General features: G+C 61.3%; 19 protein-coding genes. 6 read left to right on the top strand and 13 right to left on the bottom strand.

Annotated elements, in window-relative coordinates:
* The first annotated feature begins 10 nt into the window (after positions 1 to 10).
* Complete coding sequence (locus ASE61_RS00630) at positions 11 to 823, top strand: Ku protein (protein ID WP_061963665.1); 813 nt, start codon at positions 11 to 13, stop codon at positions 821 to 823.
* A gap of 37 nt (positions 824 to 860) precedes the next feature.
* On the opposite strand, the gene ASE61_RS00625 is transcribed toward ASE61_RS00630, so the two are convergent.
* The 4 genes from ASE61_RS00625 to ASE61_RS00610 form a co-directional block, all read right to left on the bottom strand.
* Positions 861 to 1,115, bottom strand: a complete 255-nt coding sequence (locus ASE61_RS00625; protein WP_061963663.1) for a hypothetical protein — start codon at positions 1,113 to 1,115, stop codon at positions 861 to 863.
* Positions 1,116 to 1,153: 38 nt separating this feature from the next.
* Entirely contained in the window at positions 1,154 to 1,456 is a 303-nt protein-coding gene (locus ASE61_RS00620) for a hypothetical protein (RefSeq protein ID WP_156406942.1), read from the bottom strand.
* Positions 1,457 to 1,532: 76 nt separating this feature from the next.
* On the bottom strand, positions 1,533 to 1,820 hold the full coding sequence (locus ASE61_RS00615; RefSeq protein ID WP_061963659.1) for a hypothetical protein: 288 nt from the start codon (positions 1,818 to 1,820) through the stop codon (positions 1,533 to 1,535).
* The gene (locus ASE61_RS00610) at positions 1,817 to 2,071 is read right to left on the bottom strand and encodes a hypothetical protein (protein WP_061963657.1); all 255 of its coding nucleotides are present in this window, start codon (positions 2,069 to 2,071) and stop codon (positions 1,817 to 1,819) included. The genes ASE61_RS00615 and ASE61_RS00610 overlap by 4 nt, the downstream gene beginning before the upstream one ends.
* Positions 2,072 to 2,352: 281 nt before the next feature.
* Here ASE61_RS00610 and ASE61_RS00605 point away from each other — a divergent pair, with 281 nt between their 5' ends.
* The 4 genes from ASE61_RS00605 to ASE61_RS26235 all read left to right on the top strand — a co-directional run bounded on the left by ASE61_RS00605 (position 2,353) and on the right by ASE61_RS26235 (position 5,969).
* Positions 2,353 to 2,727, top strand: a complete 375-nt coding sequence (locus ASE61_RS00605) for a hypothetical protein (RefSeq protein ID WP_061963655.1) — start codon at positions 2,353 to 2,355, stop codon at positions 2,725 to 2,727.
* Positions 2,666 to 3,049 (top strand): hypothetical protein, encoded by a 384-nt coding sequence (locus ASE61_RS00600; RefSeq protein ID WP_162260044.1) that lies wholly within the window; start codon positions 2,666 to 2,668, stop codon positions 3,047 to 3,049. The genes ASE61_RS00605 and ASE61_RS00600 overlap by 62 nt, the downstream gene beginning before the upstream one ends.
* 18 nt (positions 3,050 to 3,067) lie before the next feature.
* Complete coding sequence (locus ASE61_RS00595; protein WP_061963650.1) at positions 3,068 to 3,829, top strand: SOS response-associated peptidase; 762 nt, start codon at positions 3,068 to 3,070, stop codon at positions 3,827 to 3,829.
* 700 nt (positions 3,830 to 4,529) lie between these two features.
* Positions 4,530 to 5,969, top strand: a complete 1,440-nt coding sequence (locus ASE61_RS26235; protein ID WP_156406941.1) for a hypothetical protein — start codon at positions 4,530 to 4,532, stop codon at positions 5,967 to 5,969.
* Between the two features lie 238 nt (positions 5,970 to 6,207).
* Here the strand turns inward: ASE61_RS26235 and ASE61_RS00590 are convergent, their stop codons facing one another.
* The 8 genes from ASE61_RS00590 to ASE61_RS00555 all read right to left on the bottom strand — a co-directional run bounded on the left by ASE61_RS00590 (position 6,208) and on the right by ASE61_RS00555 (position 12,112).
* Positions 6,208 to 6,429: a hypothetical protein gene (locus ASE61_RS00590; RefSeq protein ID WP_061963648.1), complete on the bottom strand. Its 222-nt coding sequence runs from the start codon at positions 6,427 to 6,429 to the stop codon at positions 6,208 to 6,210.
* A complete protein-coding gene (locus tag ASE61_RS00585; RefSeq protein WP_061963646.1) occupies positions 6,419 to 6,619 on the bottom strand; it encodes a hypothetical protein in 201 nt (66 codons plus the stop codon). The genes ASE61_RS00590 and ASE61_RS00585 overlap by 11 nt, the downstream gene beginning before the upstream one ends.
* Entirely contained in the window at positions 6,612 to 7,067 is a 456-nt protein-coding gene (locus tag ASE61_RS00580; RefSeq protein ID WP_061963644.1) for a hypothetical protein, read from the bottom strand. Before ASE61_RS00580 ends, ASE61_RS00585 begins: the two co-directional genes overlap by 8 nt.
* Positions 7,064 to 8,056 carry a hypothetical protein gene (locus ASE61_RS00575; RefSeq protein ID WP_061963642.1) on the bottom strand — a complete coding sequence of 331 codons (993 nt, stop codon included), beginning with the start codon at positions 8,054 to 8,056 and terminating at the stop codon, positions 7,064 to 7,066. Before ASE61_RS00575 ends, ASE61_RS00580 begins: the two co-directional genes overlap by 4 nt.
* A gap of 181 nt (positions 8,057 to 8,237) precedes the next feature.
* On the bottom strand, positions 8,238 to 8,783 hold the full coding sequence (locus tag ASE61_RS00570) for a DNA N-6-adenine-methyltransferase (RefSeq protein WP_061963640.1): 546 nt from the start codon (positions 8,781 to 8,783) through the stop codon (positions 8,238 to 8,240).
* A complete protein-coding gene (locus ASE61_RS26230) occupies positions 8,776 to 9,717 on the bottom strand; it encodes a hypothetical protein (RefSeq protein WP_061963638.1) in 942 nt (313 codons plus the stop codon). The genes ASE61_RS00570 and ASE61_RS26230 overlap by 8 nt, the downstream gene beginning before the upstream one ends.
* Positions 9,714 to 9,926, bottom strand: coding sequence for a hypothetical protein (locus tag ASE61_RS00560; protein WP_061963636.1), 213 nt, complete (start codon positions 9,924 to 9,926; stop codon positions 9,714 to 9,716). The genes ASE61_RS26230 and ASE61_RS00560 overlap by 4 nt, the downstream gene beginning before the upstream one ends.
* The gene (locus ASE61_RS00555; RefSeq protein ID WP_061965443.1) at positions 9,923 to 12,112 is read right to left on the bottom strand and encodes a DNA cytosine methyltransferase; all 2,190 of its coding nucleotides are present in this window, start codon (positions 12,110 to 12,112) and stop codon (positions 9,923 to 9,925) included. Before ASE61_RS00555 ends, ASE61_RS00560 begins: the two co-directional genes overlap by 4 nt.
* Before the next feature lie 803 nt (positions 12,113 to 12,915).
* Between ASE61_RS00555 and ASE61_RS25815 the strand changes: the two genes are divergently transcribed.
* Complete coding sequence (locus ASE61_RS25815) at positions 12,916 to 13,182, top strand: YMGG-like glycine zipper-containing protein (RefSeq protein ID WP_082616993.1); 267 nt, start codon at positions 12,916 to 12,918, stop codon at positions 13,180 to 13,182.
* A 575-nt stretch (positions 13,183 to 13,757) separates the two neighbouring features.
* Here the strand turns inward: ASE61_RS25815 and ASE61_RS26225 are convergent.
* Positions 13,758 to 14,045, bottom strand: a complete 288-nt coding sequence (locus tag ASE61_RS26225; protein WP_156406939.1) for a hypothetical protein — start codon at positions 14,043 to 14,045, stop codon at positions 13,758 to 13,760.
* Positions 14,046 to 14,208: the final 163 nt, after the last annotated feature.

The raw sequence follows: 14,208 nt of genomic DNA, 5'->3' as shown, positions 1-14,208 counted from the left end.
GAGATTCATCATGGCTTTGCGTCCCTATTGGAAAGGCTACCTCAAGCTCTCGCTCGTCACCTGCCCAGTCGCAATGTCGCCGGCCACGTCCGAAAGCGAGAAGGTCCGCTTCCACACCTTGAACAAGGCGACCGGCAACCGCGTCGTTTCTCAATACGTCGACTCGGTCACGCGTAAGCCGGTCAAGGATGATGACGAGATCAAGGGCTACGCGCGCGGCGAGAACGATTACGTCATGCTAACCGATGACGAGCTCGACGCGGTCGCACTCGATACGGTCAAAACGATCGACATTGAGAAGTTCGTGCCGCGCGACAGCATCGAATGGGTCTACCTCGAAAAGCCTCACTACCTGATGCCCGACGATCCGGTCGGCCACGAAGCGTTCGCGGTGATCCGAGACGCCATGGCGGCCGACAAGGTGCTGGGGATCTCACGGCTCGTCATCGGCAGGCGAGAGCGCGCAATCGTGCTAGAGCCGCGCGGCGAGGGCATTGTGGTCTGGACACTTAGGTTCGGCGATGAGGTCAGGCCGGAAGCTTCCTACTTCGCGGAAGTCCCTGAGAAAGCCGACGCAAGCTTAGTCCCACTCGTGCAGAGCTTCATCAAGGGGCATACCAAACCTTGGTCGCCGACGATGGTGTCGGATCCGGTTCAAAGCGCTCTGCTCGACATCATTGCGGAAAAGAAGAAGGCGCTGCGGCCGACCCGGAAGGGCAAAGCGAAGCAGGTGGACGGCGAGAGCGAAAGCAACGTCATCGATATCATGGAGGCGCTTCGCAGGAGCCTCCAGCCGCGAGGAAAAACTAAGAAGGCATCGTGACGCCGCCGACATCCTTCGGGATGGCGGCTTTCTCGTTTCAGGGCCTAGCCTTCAGCGCGGCATACCGATCGATCTCAGCGCGCAGTTGCGCGACGGCGGCATCGCCGCGGATTTGCCGAACGCCACGCATGCCGTCCTTGACGCCATCCAGAGCTTCATTCCTCTGCGCCAGCGACATGTTGGCCCGATACCTGACCTCGCATTCGTGCTTCCACTCTTCCGACCAGGTCGAGACCTCGCGGCCGGTGAGGATGGAGAAGACGTGCGGAGGGTTGTCTGGGGGAAAGGGCATCGTGGCGAACTGCCAGATTCGAGCGCCGCATAGAACTCTCAATCGCCGGCGCCGGCGTCTTTTATCCGTCGGCCAATCAGTACGACGAGTTCGCGCACCGTTCGGCATCGCTGCATCGCCTCATCCGGTATCATGTCGCAGTCGAATTCGCGTTCGATGGCATTCCCGATAAGCGTCAGGTCGTCGATCGTGAATCCAATTTCATCGACCTTGGCACAGGTATCCAAAAGGTCGGGCTTGATCAGCCCTTCTGCCGCGATGATTTCGAGCAATCGGGAGACCAGCCCAGCCCCCGATTCTTCACTCGCGGAACCAATTTTTTCGCCATCGTTGGATGTCATGTTTCGCTCCTGATCGGGCGGATGCACCGCCACACAGGCCATGGCGCTGAGCCTGGATGAGCGAACTGGATCGAGATCAGATAGTTCCCTTTCGGGCGGCTTCGATCAACTCGTAGTGCTCATGGGTGTCGCCCCGTGACATAAGGTTCTTCGAGCCGCAGACAGAACAGCGGTAGCGCAGGCAGATATCCGGGATGGGCGTCTCGGGCGGCAGTCCGCTGGCATCGATGCCATTCGCATGGTGATGGCATTCGTTGCAGTAGATCTCGATTCTCCGGCGCCCAAGGGCCATATGGCTCGCGACGGTGGCGGGCTGGATTTCGCTGCCGTCCTTGTTGTAGGCGCGACGCGGGTTGCGTTTCATAGTGCCCTGATCTGCTCCTCGAACTCCTCCGGGATTGCGCCGTGGCGCGCCAGGACGTCGAGCGCGCTGACCTCGCCGGTTTCATCGTCGGCGGTCACGTGGATGACGGCTACGCCTTCCGCGGTCCGGCCCAGGCGCTCGCCCTCATTCAGGGCATGATGCTTCGTCTTCGCCAGCACGCGCTGAGCCGGTACCAGGCGCTTCCGATGTGTCTTGAAGGGCTGGAGGAAGAACGTGTCGACGCTGGCCATGGCTTGACTCCCTGATGTAGTTTGTTCTCATAATGTTCTCATACCCGAGGACGCAAGCCATGTCATCAGCCGTGCCAAAACAGGCGCCTGAACAAAAGCCCGTGGAGGGCAAAATCGATTCCGTCTTGGCGGAGTTCGGAGGCGACGCGCGCGCCGCGATCCGAGCGCTTCTTCACAATCGCGAAGAGCTTCTGAGGGACGCTGACAGAGCAGCCTCACTTGGTTTCCTGCGCGGTCGGTTTTCGGAGGGAGCGCGGCCAGCCCGCGAGGCCGAATGAGCGATGAAGCCGCCGGACGAAGAGACGCCGCTGCGGGACTATCCGTGGGTGGTCGTGCGCCTGCGGTGCCCTTGGTGCCGGCGGGGTGGCAATTTCAAACTTGCCGATATCGCAGCGAAACACGGCAGCCGGATCACGATCGGGTCGATCGTCGTCGCCTTCATGGAGGGCTGCGAGTGGCGCCCTTGGAACCCAGCCCGCAAGCCGCAGAAGTACGGGATGAGATGCGGCGGCTACTGCCCCGACCTGCTCCGGCCCGACCCGCCCGATCTGCCGCCGTCGATGGTCGGGCTCAACCTGATCGAGGGAGGCAAGGATGAGCAGCTACCAGCAGAGCCGAGCCGGCAGCCCCGGCGGAAGCGCGTTGGGGGAGAATAAGTTTGACGATGCCGAGCAGGCTTTTGACCCGAAAGCCTACATCAGCTCGGAATTCGTCAATCCGGAGGCGATCGAGGGCGTTAAGGCCTCGCTGATCGAGACGCGAGACAAAGGCCATATCGGCGGATGCTCCGTGGACGACTTCAGCCCGACGACGGGGGTGAACTGGCTGAACGCCATGGCCGAGCACTACGATTGCGAGGTCAGCGGCCCTTACCTCGGCGATGTCGACCACGGCGGCGATTACTACCTGTTCCACCATCGGCCGAAGCCGCCGATTCCGCAGGGGGACTTGTTCGAGCCATCGCGGGATGCAGGATAGGCCGACCGCGGAGGCTCTATGTGCAATCTCTACAGCCACACCCGGAACGTCGAGGCGATCAGGAAGCTGTTCGCGAACTTCGACGATGCCGGCGTAAACGTGCCGCCGCTGCCGGGAATCTTCCCGGACTACGCGGCACCGATCGTCAGGAACGACGAGGGCGGCCCGCGCCTGGCCATGACGCGCTGGGGCATGCCGTCGTCGAAGAAGGCGCTGCTCGATGCGGCATCGGCACGGGCGGACAAACTCCGCGCAAAGGGCAAAGATGTAGATTTCGACGAGATCCTGAGGATGGAGCCGGACAAGGGCACCACGAACGTTAGAAGGACTGCTAGCAAGCATTGGCTGCGCTGGTTGGGCGTCGAGAACCGCTGTCTCGTGCCGTTCAACAGCTTCAGCGAGTTCGACTGGAGCACGAAGCAGGACGTCTGGTTCGCATTCGGCGAGGAGCGCCCGACCGCGTTCTTCGCCGGCATCTGGGCTCGGCAGTGGACAAGCGTCCGCAAGATCAAGACAGGTGAAGAGACCATCGACCTCTACGCCTTCCTGACGACTGATCCGAATGCCGAGGTCGGCGCCGTCCATCCGAAGGCGATGCCTGTAATCCTGACGACGCCCGAGGAGTGCGAGACCTGGATGACTGCGCCGTGGGAGCAGGCGAGGGCGCTCCAGCGACCGCTACCTGATGGCTCGCTCGATATCGTCGCACGCGGCATGAAGCTGGATACGACCGAGCTGTTTCCGACGATCGACCCGCCGAAGCAGGGCGATCTGTTCTAACAGCCCTTGGGAGCCGACTTATCGCGGTAATGCTGAGTAGCGGGGCACGGCATGCGGCTCTGCACTTGTTTAGTCAGGTGAGGCTCGGCTAGGCGGAAGAGCCCCCGTCGCAGCCAGTTGGGTGGCAATGGCTGTGCTCGTATGCTTATCGATATGTGATCGAGCCGGACGGCGTGTTGACAACCCGGCTCGCTCTGATCGAATTTCCGATTTTACGCAAGGTCACTTTCGGGTGCCTACAATGCCGGCGGAAGTGACATTCCCGTTCAACGCTGAAATCTGGCAGGAAAGCTGTGAGACCAGGATTAGTCAAAAAAAGCACGTTTATACTAACATTATGTACCTTAACTCTATGTGCATGGATGCAGGTCGGCTTTGCGCAAGAGGCCCCCACGATGAAAGTTCTTCTGGATGAAAAGGAGGCGTCTGCGCTGAAAAGCCCGATAAAATTTTCTGGCCTGACACTCGGTTGGGTAAATGCTCGGCTCATTGAGCAAAGACAAAAACCGCTTTTCTGTACGCCGCCGAATTTTCTGAACTGGAGCGACGATTTTTTTCCTCTACTGCAAAACTGGGTTTCTAAGAATAAATGGATCCAAGACGAAAGAGTTACATCTTATCCGCGGCACCTGATTGACGCTCTAGTCGATAGATTCCCGTGTAAATAGAAATAAGTTTGTCGAGAGGAGAACTTGTTTCGATGTCTACGATTCCGATTGAGCCGAGCCATGACTGGGCCCCGAATTCGACGTGCAGCCAGCGTTACTTGATGGCGAGATTTGTTGCACTGATTTTTATTGCCCTTTTTTCCCTCGTTCAAATCGCTTCGGCCGAATCTGCCGAGTTTGAAGTGAAGCTTGGCCAGAAAAGAATCGAATTGTTTCTGGGGCTTCCGTTCGACGGATACGGAAGGGTTATTAATGGGTCTGTTAAGGTCGATCTGAAGCAGAATGATGCGACTGATTATTCTTCATACGTTACTGCTCAATTGTTCGTGGGGGCTTCAGAGTTAAAGGTATGCGCGGGCGATTTCGATTCTCTCGCGAAGCGATCGAGCGAGGCATCTCGAAAAATGGTTGAAAGATGGGACATAGCGGTAGAGTGCAAAATTGTTTTCGCAGAAAATGACAAGTTTTATTCAAATCATTTGGTTTGGAATGTTGGTTGTTCATGTTTTATTACGTTAAATTCGTATTATTCGCCCGACGGCGAGTCCATAATCAAATTTTTGGCTTCAGGAATTGTGAGCCATTTCTCAGGCGAACTGAGTCGTCATTATAAGTACAACGTTTTCGATACCGTTGCCGGAATTAATGACTCCAAGATACCTCCGAATCTGCAATCTTTCGCGGGTGTATTGAAGGCGGTCGAAGCCTCAGAAGCGCTTCGAAAACGGGAACAGGAGGATTCCTCGAAGACGTACCACAATGCTTTTAATGCTATAAAACTCGCGAGGAATAAGATTGAAGCCGAAGAAAAGGAACGTGCTGAAGAAATTGAAAGGGAGTTCAAGCTGAGGGAAGCAGAGGAAAAAAGAAAATCAGACGAGCGTGAGAGGGTCGAAAAATCACTCGCAACGGCGAGTGGCCGATTGCAAAGTAATCCAAACGGAATAATATTTAAGATAAAGAATGTGGCAGGGAAGACTGTTCATATTCGCTTTTTCAATTTGGGATTTTCAAACCGCGGCCCGGCAAAGGGCGTTTGGCCCGCGCTCGGCAAAGCATATGTCCTGCAAGATGAGAAAATGACTGAGTACAAAATGTCCTGCCGAAAGGGAGAGAGAATCTGCTTTGGTGCAGAATTTCCAAATCAAGGGGGGCGTCGTACCTATTTCGGTTCTTCTCTTTCTGGGCAAGAGGGCTGCGAGAACTGCTGCGGCGAGTGCGGAGCTGGCCCATATGGAACTCAGTTGGTGTATAAGCCGAGCGCAGAACCTGCTCCAACTCCAGCTAACCGCAACCAAGGTTCTGTATCCAACGATGCTGGGTTGCGCAATTTGGGGGTCGCGGCAGGTGCCGCCGCCGCAATTTTTGGTCTCCAGCAAAGGCAAAAGGCCGTGCAACCCACCTATCGAGTAGCCCCCCCGCCCGCGGCGCCTCGCGGACCTAGTTATCGTCCGTCTGGCATTTCAAGATAGCCGAGTGGGTCTCGCGTTCCACGAGAAAGCAGCGGGAGCCGGCATCTAGAAGAATGCTTCAGGCTAGAGCTTGGCGAGTTGGGCTAGAGGTTATCGCCAGGCCCCTGTCAGCCACCCATATATCCCGACCAGCACCAGTGCCATGAAGGTGAGGCCGATGGTGAAGCCGTTGGGGCGGATCATGGGGCGGAGACCATTTTGCCGGTATCGGGAATATGGTCGGGCATCTCGGCCTCGGTCACGGGGTCTGCTCCATCTGCTTCATAGCCCAAGCCAAATCCTCGCGGGTCGGCGGCAGTGCGATCAGGCGGCAGAACGACCTCAAATCCGCATCCGAGACATTGCGGTCTTCCGCCATATCTTGAATGACCCTGCGCTCCTGCCAGAGGATGGACAGCAGCTCGACCAGAGCGAGCGTTCTGCCGTCGGTCGTCGCCTTCTCGTCCAGCTCAGCGCTCATCGCGGGGCTCCAAGGCGGCGCGGCCTGCGGGGGTGATGGTGAAGATCGTGCCGCTGTATTTCGCGGGCGAGGCGGTCACGTAACCGTTGGCCAGAGCCCATTTGTTGGGTGGGTAGTGGTCGGCCCCCGACTTCGGACCATCGAGCAGGTCTTGCAGCATCTCACGTCTTGCCTTTGTCAGCTTACCCATGGGTGTCTTCCTCCTTCGGCATGGCGGGGCGGGAGGGGTCTTTTGAGTGCGCATCCGCGAGGTTCCGGCCAGAACTGTCAGAGCGGAGATGCGCGAGACGAAGGGCTTTGCGGTTAGCCGCTGTGTTCAACACGACGGGGCCGACATCGTTGTCGACTATCTTTGGGGGCGCCGGCACGCCCATGGCTTCAACGACGGAGCATTCGACCGCGAACCGGACCAGCTTGCCGCCCTCCTCTTTACGGTAGCAGGCGCCATAGCCCGAGCCATGACGAACCTGCTCTTCGCCGTAGCGGCCAGACCAAGTCAGAGGGTACGCATACCCTGCGTTGGACGGTCGCCAGAACGAGATGCACGGACGCCGCAACCAATCGTGCCGCAGATCCACGATGTAGAATTCAGGTGAGGATAGCTCGCGGATGCCGACATCAAAATCAGATCCCTTCACGACTTCCTCCCCTCGGTCGCGGGCGCTAGGGCGGCGTTGATCCGTTCGGCTGCCTCTTGCGCGGCTGGGTAGCTCGGGAAGCTGGTGATCCGCTTGCCGTTTACGCGAAGCTCTGCGTTGCCGTCCTCGTCGAGCGCGTGCCATGTCGCGCTCTCCACCGTGGCGGGCGCGGGATGCGCGTAGAGGGCGGTCGCTCCGATTGAGCACGGTTCCGCCGGGTAGATTTTGCCTTCCCGGCCAGCCTTGAGCCCTTGGAGGGTAATATCTCCAACCCACCCAACCGCAGGGCCGGCAGGAGACCAGTCCTCTCCGAAGCGAGCGGTAAAGATGTTGCCGATCACTGCCGACACGTCGCCGTCGACCGTCTCGGTGGCGGCGTCCCATCGGACGGAAGCCGGATCGACTTTGAGATAATCGCACAGCCGCGTCATCGCGAAGTCGCAACCGGCGTTCCACCGTTCGTCAGCGGTCGGGTCGTCCTTCCAATTCTCCGCCGCAGGGCCGGCAGAGGACGAGAGGGCGGCTTTGGCCGCAGCTACCGCTTCGATCACATAAGACCGGGTGTCGCCAGCGAGGATAGCGATAAGGTCCTCTAAAGCTTCCCGCACACCCCCGCCCGCAGGCTCAGAGGCGGGCTTGACGAGGATGTTGGGCATCTCCTGCCACTGGTTCGCGTGGTTGAGATAGAGGAGCCGCCCGTCGTTGGTCTCGGCGAGGTATCGGCCGGTGTTTTCGGCGCGCGGGATGGCGGCAGGGGAGGTGCCTTCCAACCCATAAGTCTGAAGCAAATAGAGGACGCGATCTCGAACCTCCTTCGTCCGATAGACCTCGATCATGTTGCCATGGGGCTGTGGCTTGCCACGAATATTGCGCCAAGCATTTGTGATAGTGATACCAAAGGTCGGATGGTCTTGATCTGGCCTCTGATAATCGTCGCCGATCACAGCTTCGGCCACCGGCCCCTGCGCGGAGGTTGAGGGGGTGGTCATGGGCGGGCTCCATATTCCCACTCAGCGAAACAGCCGCCGACGTGCCCCCAGTACCAAAGGCGGCGATACGTCTGCTTGCCGAACCACCGCAGCCAGACGGGCGTCGGTTTCCAAGGACCGGGAGTAGCTCCTGCTGGGACATTCGGGGGCCGGGTTGATGCGTCGTTCGTTTCGGGCGCGGTCATGCTGCCTCCGTGAGGTTTTCGCGGCGATCGATGAAGAGACCTAGTCCGCTGTTGCGCAGGGAATTGATGGCGGTATCGCCCATGCCGATCAGCACGACGCCGTGGCCCGGAGCATTGCGCCAGACCTTGCCCTTGGCGGCAGCCTCGCGCTCAAGACGCTCGCGAACCTCGTCGCTCGGGATGAACTGCGTCTTGCCCTTCGGGAACAGAAGGGCTTCCGCTCGCGGCGCCACCGTTTCGTGGAACCATTCGGACGAGGTGTAGGCTCGGACCACGGCGATACCGTTGCGGTGGTCGAAGAACCTCTCCAGCCATGGCACATGTCCGTTTCTGCCGCCGAAGGGTGGGTTCATGAAGACCAACCCGCGCCACGGCTGCGCGAGGCCGTCATCTGCCTTCGTGTAGATCTGGCGCGCCGGCACCCAATGGCCTGCGCCCGGAGAACAAGGGTCGAGATCGAACGTCAGCCCGATCGCATCCAGCATGTCGCGAGGGGTGTACCAATCGTCCGAGCCGCCGATGCAGCTTTCGTGCTCAGCCACGTCCCGCCTCCCTCTGTTCCGTCCCTGGATCGGAGGGGGGATTATTTGTGGCATCCGCGAGCTGACTGCCAGAACCGATAGGCTGCACCACCTTGATGAACGCGGCTTCCTTTTCCGGGCCGCAGTGTGCGACATGCCCCCGCGCCTCCTCGAAGGGGAGCACCCAAGCGTCGAACTTGCCGGCGCGAGTGTAACCTTGGCCGTTGATGCACCAGACGCCGTGCTCCGTGGAGATATGGACCATGCAGCCGGCCCACGAGCGCGTCGCTTTGCTGGTTGGGTAGCGCCGCAGATACTTCTGCGTGATCCGCTCGGGTGTGGCCAGCCAAGGTTCTTGAGGACAGCGCGCGGATGCCAACTCCTGAGAAAGCCTTTCCCCCCTCTCTTCCGAGGCTTTGAGGGCGGCTAGGGCTTCGTCGCGCTGGCGGGTGGCTTCGACGGCGCGGCGTTTGGAAAGCACGGCCTTCTTGTTGGCCTCGAACACCTGCTCCTTGAGCATGTCGGCCCAATCCCGCACGGCTTCAGGGCTGGTGAACTCCGAGCCACCGGGCGTCACTCGCTGGAAAGCCGACCGCCATGCGATCATTTCGTTGACGTAGCGATTGGCCTCGTCGTGCTTCCGGCCAACCTCCCGACGCGCCTCCGCCAGCTCTGCGACCTGTGCGAGAAGGGCGTCGAGAAGAGCGGAGATGCCGGAAGGCGAGCAGCGGGCGATCCAAGCGGCGTTGATGGCGTGCTTGGGTTCTTTCCGCTTGCTGTCTTCGAACCCCGGCCACGCAACGACAGGCGTCTTCGAGCGGCACTGGACTTCGTTGATGATTCCGCCGAACTGCGGGCGCAACTTGTTGCGATAGTGCCGCCACGGCCCTGCCGAAACGCCTTCCATGGCCTTGCGCCACCCGGACACGAGCCCTGCAATGTCGACCCCGCTCATGCTGCGGCCCTCCCGAAGAGATCGCCTTGTGCGGGGACAGGATTGATCGCCTCGGCTTCACGAAGAGCGCGAGCCGCGCCATCGCGCATCCACTGGCAATCGAACTGCGGGCGAGCGTCAGCTTCTCGGGACAGCACGCCGACATAGTATTCGAGGAACGACCTGCGCTTGGCAGGGGTGTCCGCATTCGGAGGGAAGATCTGGGTCATTCCGCAGCCTCCAAGAACATCGGCATGGGGGCAGGGCGCTTCGGCCCGGCGCGGTCACGGGCCTGATAGTTCGCAGCGACGAGGGCCTCGGCTTCCGACGGGCAGACGCTGTTCCCGCACATGTAGCCCTGCTGCTCGAGAGTGAAGCTGACCGGCGATCCATCCTCCAGGATGCCGCGATCGATGATGTAATCGGCGCGGAAGCCCTGAGCGTTGAAGCGCTCGCGGGGCGTGAGCATCCGCATGCCGATATCGACGATGGCGTAGACCACGCCCGCGACAGTCACTGTCACCAAGCCGTGCCGTGGTTTCGTAGAGACGGTGTGCAGCGGCTCGTCGACTGACTGCGAGGGAAGGCCGGTTCCGAAGTATTTCGCGAGGAAGGCATAGACCGTCGCGGCGTGGTTGCCGCCGGCCGATGCCGTGCGAAGCGGCTCCTCCGCGCTGGCGTCGCGCCGGTCGCTTCCCCGCATGTTGAGCATGCTGGCTGCGACGACCTGCTGCTGCGCACCCGCCGTTGCGATGGTAGACAGCGGCTCTTCAGCCGAATGAGCCGGGGCGCCCGGGCGAGGACCGCCATTGTGCTGCGCGAGGAACGCCGCGACCACAGCCGCCTTGCCCGCGCCGCCGGCAGTGATCGTCCCGACGGGCTCCTGTGCGTCCGACCCAACCGACGCGCCGAACTGCCGAGACAGATGGACGGCCGCAAGGCTGCCCTCGTTCCCAGTCGGCACGATGACCGGCGCCGGCTCCTCTACCGACCTGGTGCGCGGCTCCTGGCCGGTTCGCTCCCCATAGCGAGGGACGAGAAACGGGGTCACAAGGCCGTGCCGGTTCCCGCCGGCCGTGTCTGTCGCCAGAGGGACGCCGGTCGGCGCAGAACGATCAGTGCTGCCTTGGCCTGGGCCGTAGTAGGAGGTGAGTACCGGCGCGACGAGGCAAAGGTCAGCCTTCGCCGTTTGCGTCAGGATAGGCTCGTCGCCGGGCCTGGGCTCTGTCTGTGCCGCCCTGCCTCCGCAGCCGACCAAGACCGGCGCCACGATGCCCATGGGCGCCGCGCCGCCGTCATGCGTGTCGCTGGCATGCGCTGTGATGGTGTGAACAGGCTCATCGATCGCGTGCCCTGTCGATCCGGTGACGAACTTCGTCACGAACGGCGTGACGATCGCATTCTGGTCCTTCGCCGAAGCCGTGATCGTGTGCAGCGGCTCGGCCGCATCGCGGTTACCGCCGCCCTGCTGGGCATAGGTGACAAATGGGGTCACGAGCGCGTCGTCGCGCTTGCCAGTCACCGTGCCGAGCGGAGCATCAATGTCGCGATCGCGAGCATCGGACCGGCCGGTGTGGTTCACCTTGACCACGAAGGGCTTCGCCGCGTTGACGACGTAGCGCATGGTGCCCTTGGCAACCCGGGCCATGGTGTTCTCAGCCAGCGGCCGGTTGGCGCGGATCCCGAGCTTGGCCTTGATCTCGGCCGAGGTGTCGAAGATCGAAGGGCAGGGCAGGCTGAAGTCGATGATGTCGGCGGCGGTGCGCCAAGGCTGGAGTTGCCCGGCGGCGATCAGCGCTGCGTCGCCGGCATCGTTCGGGTTACCATGGGTCCGTTCCGGCCAGACGATCGGCTCACCGTCGCACCGCATGACCATGTAGAGCCGCTTGCGAATGGTCGCCGCACCGCTCCACCATGCTCGCCGCTCGCGCCACTCGACAACGTAGCCGAGCGCCTCCCATGCCTTTACGAACTCCTTGAAGATGGAGCCCTTCTGGATCGGGCAGCGCTTGCCGTCAGGGGTGAGCGGCGCCCAATCCTGAAACTCTTCGACGTTTTCCAGGAAGACGACGCGCGGACGTTGCCACCTCGGAAGCTTTTTGACCCAGCCGAAGCAGGACCAAGCCAGCCCACGAATGTTCTTGTCGCGCGGCTTGCCGCCCTTGGCTTTCGAATGGTCCTTGCAGTCCGGCGACATCCACAACATGCCGACCGGTTGACCGGCGCACATGCCGATTGAGTCGATCTCGGTCACATCCTCCACCAGGTGATGCGTCTCAGGATGGTTGATCCGGTGCATCGCCAGAGCGAACCGATCGTGGTTCACGGCGATGTCTGGATCACGTCCGATAGCCGCCTTGATGCCTTCGCTTGTCCCGCCGCCGCCAGCGAAGCTGTCGATCACAATCTCCTTCAAAGCGCTGCCCTCCGGAGCGAGGGGGAAAAGCCGTTCGGAAGAATCGGAAATCCCGAGGGACATCCGTGGAACGGATTTCCGAATGATTGCGCGCTCAGCCCATATTCGGCCGGCCTGTCACGCCGGAGGTCGCGGGTTCGAGCCCCGTCGCCCGCGCCATATAAATCAAAGCCTTAGCTTGCTTGGCCGCCCGGTCGCTACACTTTCCGGCGCAGGCTCATTACACTTTTCGCCTCGGTTTGTTCTTTCTGAATTTGGCGCGCCCTTCGCGACGGCTGGCATGACGTCACGGACGGTGGCGATGTTGACCGGGCTGTAGGTCTTCTGAAGCCGGGTCGACTCCAACTCCAGCGCAGTACGCCAGCGGACAGTTCCAGAAGCTCATCGCCGACAACGGCGTCACCCCATGGATGCTGCCCACCGCGTAGCGGAAACGCGCGCCGTCGCACTGACGATGCCATGAACGCCGACCTCACAACCAAACCACGGGATGATACCGATGGAGAGCCTCTCGGAACTCGGTCCCGTGGGCGTTCGCAAGCCTAGCTTGACGACGTGGTTTGCAGGCACTCGACGATCGGCTGCATCAGCCTAACCGCCAGGTCCATGAAGCCGTCAGCAGGCCGGGGGGGACAGGTTGGGATGTTGAGTACAGGCCCTGAGATTCTCTGCGGATGCATTTTCGGTTGCGCAGCCTAGGCTTGCGGCAGCCTCGGAAGATCGCTTGCGATGGCGTTCCATCATTGTGGGACCCGCTTCTTGCGAAGCCGAAGGCCCATTGATTTTGAGAAGGACGGACAGGGATGCGCGCGAAAATTGCAGTCTTCGTCATCGGCTTGGCTCTTGCGGGGTGCAATGCCAATTCTGCCGATCAGCGGACCCTCGGCGGTGCGGCCATTGGCGCTGGGACCGGTGCCATCGTTGGCGGCATTGCGGGAGGTGGGCGTGGAGCGGCGATCGGTGCCGCTGTGGGCGGTGTCACGGGCGCCGTGATTGGCCGGGCGACCACTCCGAACAACTGCCTTTATCGTGACCGCCATGGGCGCGTGTTCGAGGCGCGCTGCCCTTGACGTTCTGAAACAAGCCCGCTGGCCCGACGATCGTCGGGAATGACCGGCCCGTTGCTTCGCCTGACGGGAGTTTGGGAGCCCGAGGGCAGAGACCTGACCGATTGGCTTGGGGCGTATGTCGGGCTGGCGCCCGGTGCGCTGGTGGCAGGAGAAGCATGATATGGTGAGCAGACGGCTGGTTCTGTCTGGACTTCTCGGGCTGGCCGGTTCGGCTTTGTTCGACATTGCCATCGGCGCTGCCGCGACAGGCGAGGCAGCGCTGCCAGAAGGGACGGCGCGTGCGCTGGACCAGGTCGATGTGGCATTCAGCCAACGCCCGCAACTGTACTATAATCGGAAGCGGCAGTTTCGCCCCCGGCAGCACAACCAGCCATGGCGCGCCCCGCGCCTTCGCCGCTCCCGGGGCCGTGTGCGGCCACGACGCCCAGCCTCGCCGTCCTGACAGGTCTCCGCGATTGGAGCCGGATTTGACATCGGCTCGCCCGCTTGTGTGGCGCGCGGCGCGCCCGAGTGCAGGCCCACGAGGCTGACGGGCTGGCTCCCGCACACGGGATAGAGGCTGTTCCGATTTGCCGTCAGCGGCGCCCGCGGTGCCGGGGCGGCGGGGGCAGCGGCCGGCGGTTGCGCTGGCGATAGCGATGCCAGTTCTTCCGGCGCGGCCGCGGATTTTCTGGCCGAGCGGGAAGGGTAGCCGCGCCCGGTGACCGCGGCTGCGGCGGGCCTTGCGTGAATTCGGCATCCAGCGTGTCGAGCGCGCTTGTCGCCACTGCGGATCGTGTCTCGACCGGCGCCGCCTTCGCTGTCGCCGCAATCAGCACGCCGCCGACAAGTGAAATCAAAAATGATCTGCGTTCCATCTGCATCTCGTCAATTACCTTGATCGTTATGTGCGCTCGGTGGAGCTATGGCTCCTGGTACCATTGCCATGCCAATGCTCGCGATCGTTCCCGGTCGGAGCAGAGTTCGGTAATCGAACTCCAGTCGGTGTCTTCGTTTTTTGTGGAAGCGGCAAGATGATCTGCCTGT

Source organism: Allobosea sp. Root670 (assembly GCF_001429415.1).
GTDB lineage: Bacteria > Pseudomonadota > Alphaproteobacteria > Rhizobiales > Beijerinckiaceae > Allobosea > Allobosea robiniae.
This window is presented reverse-complemented; position numbering and strand designations above follow the sequence as displayed.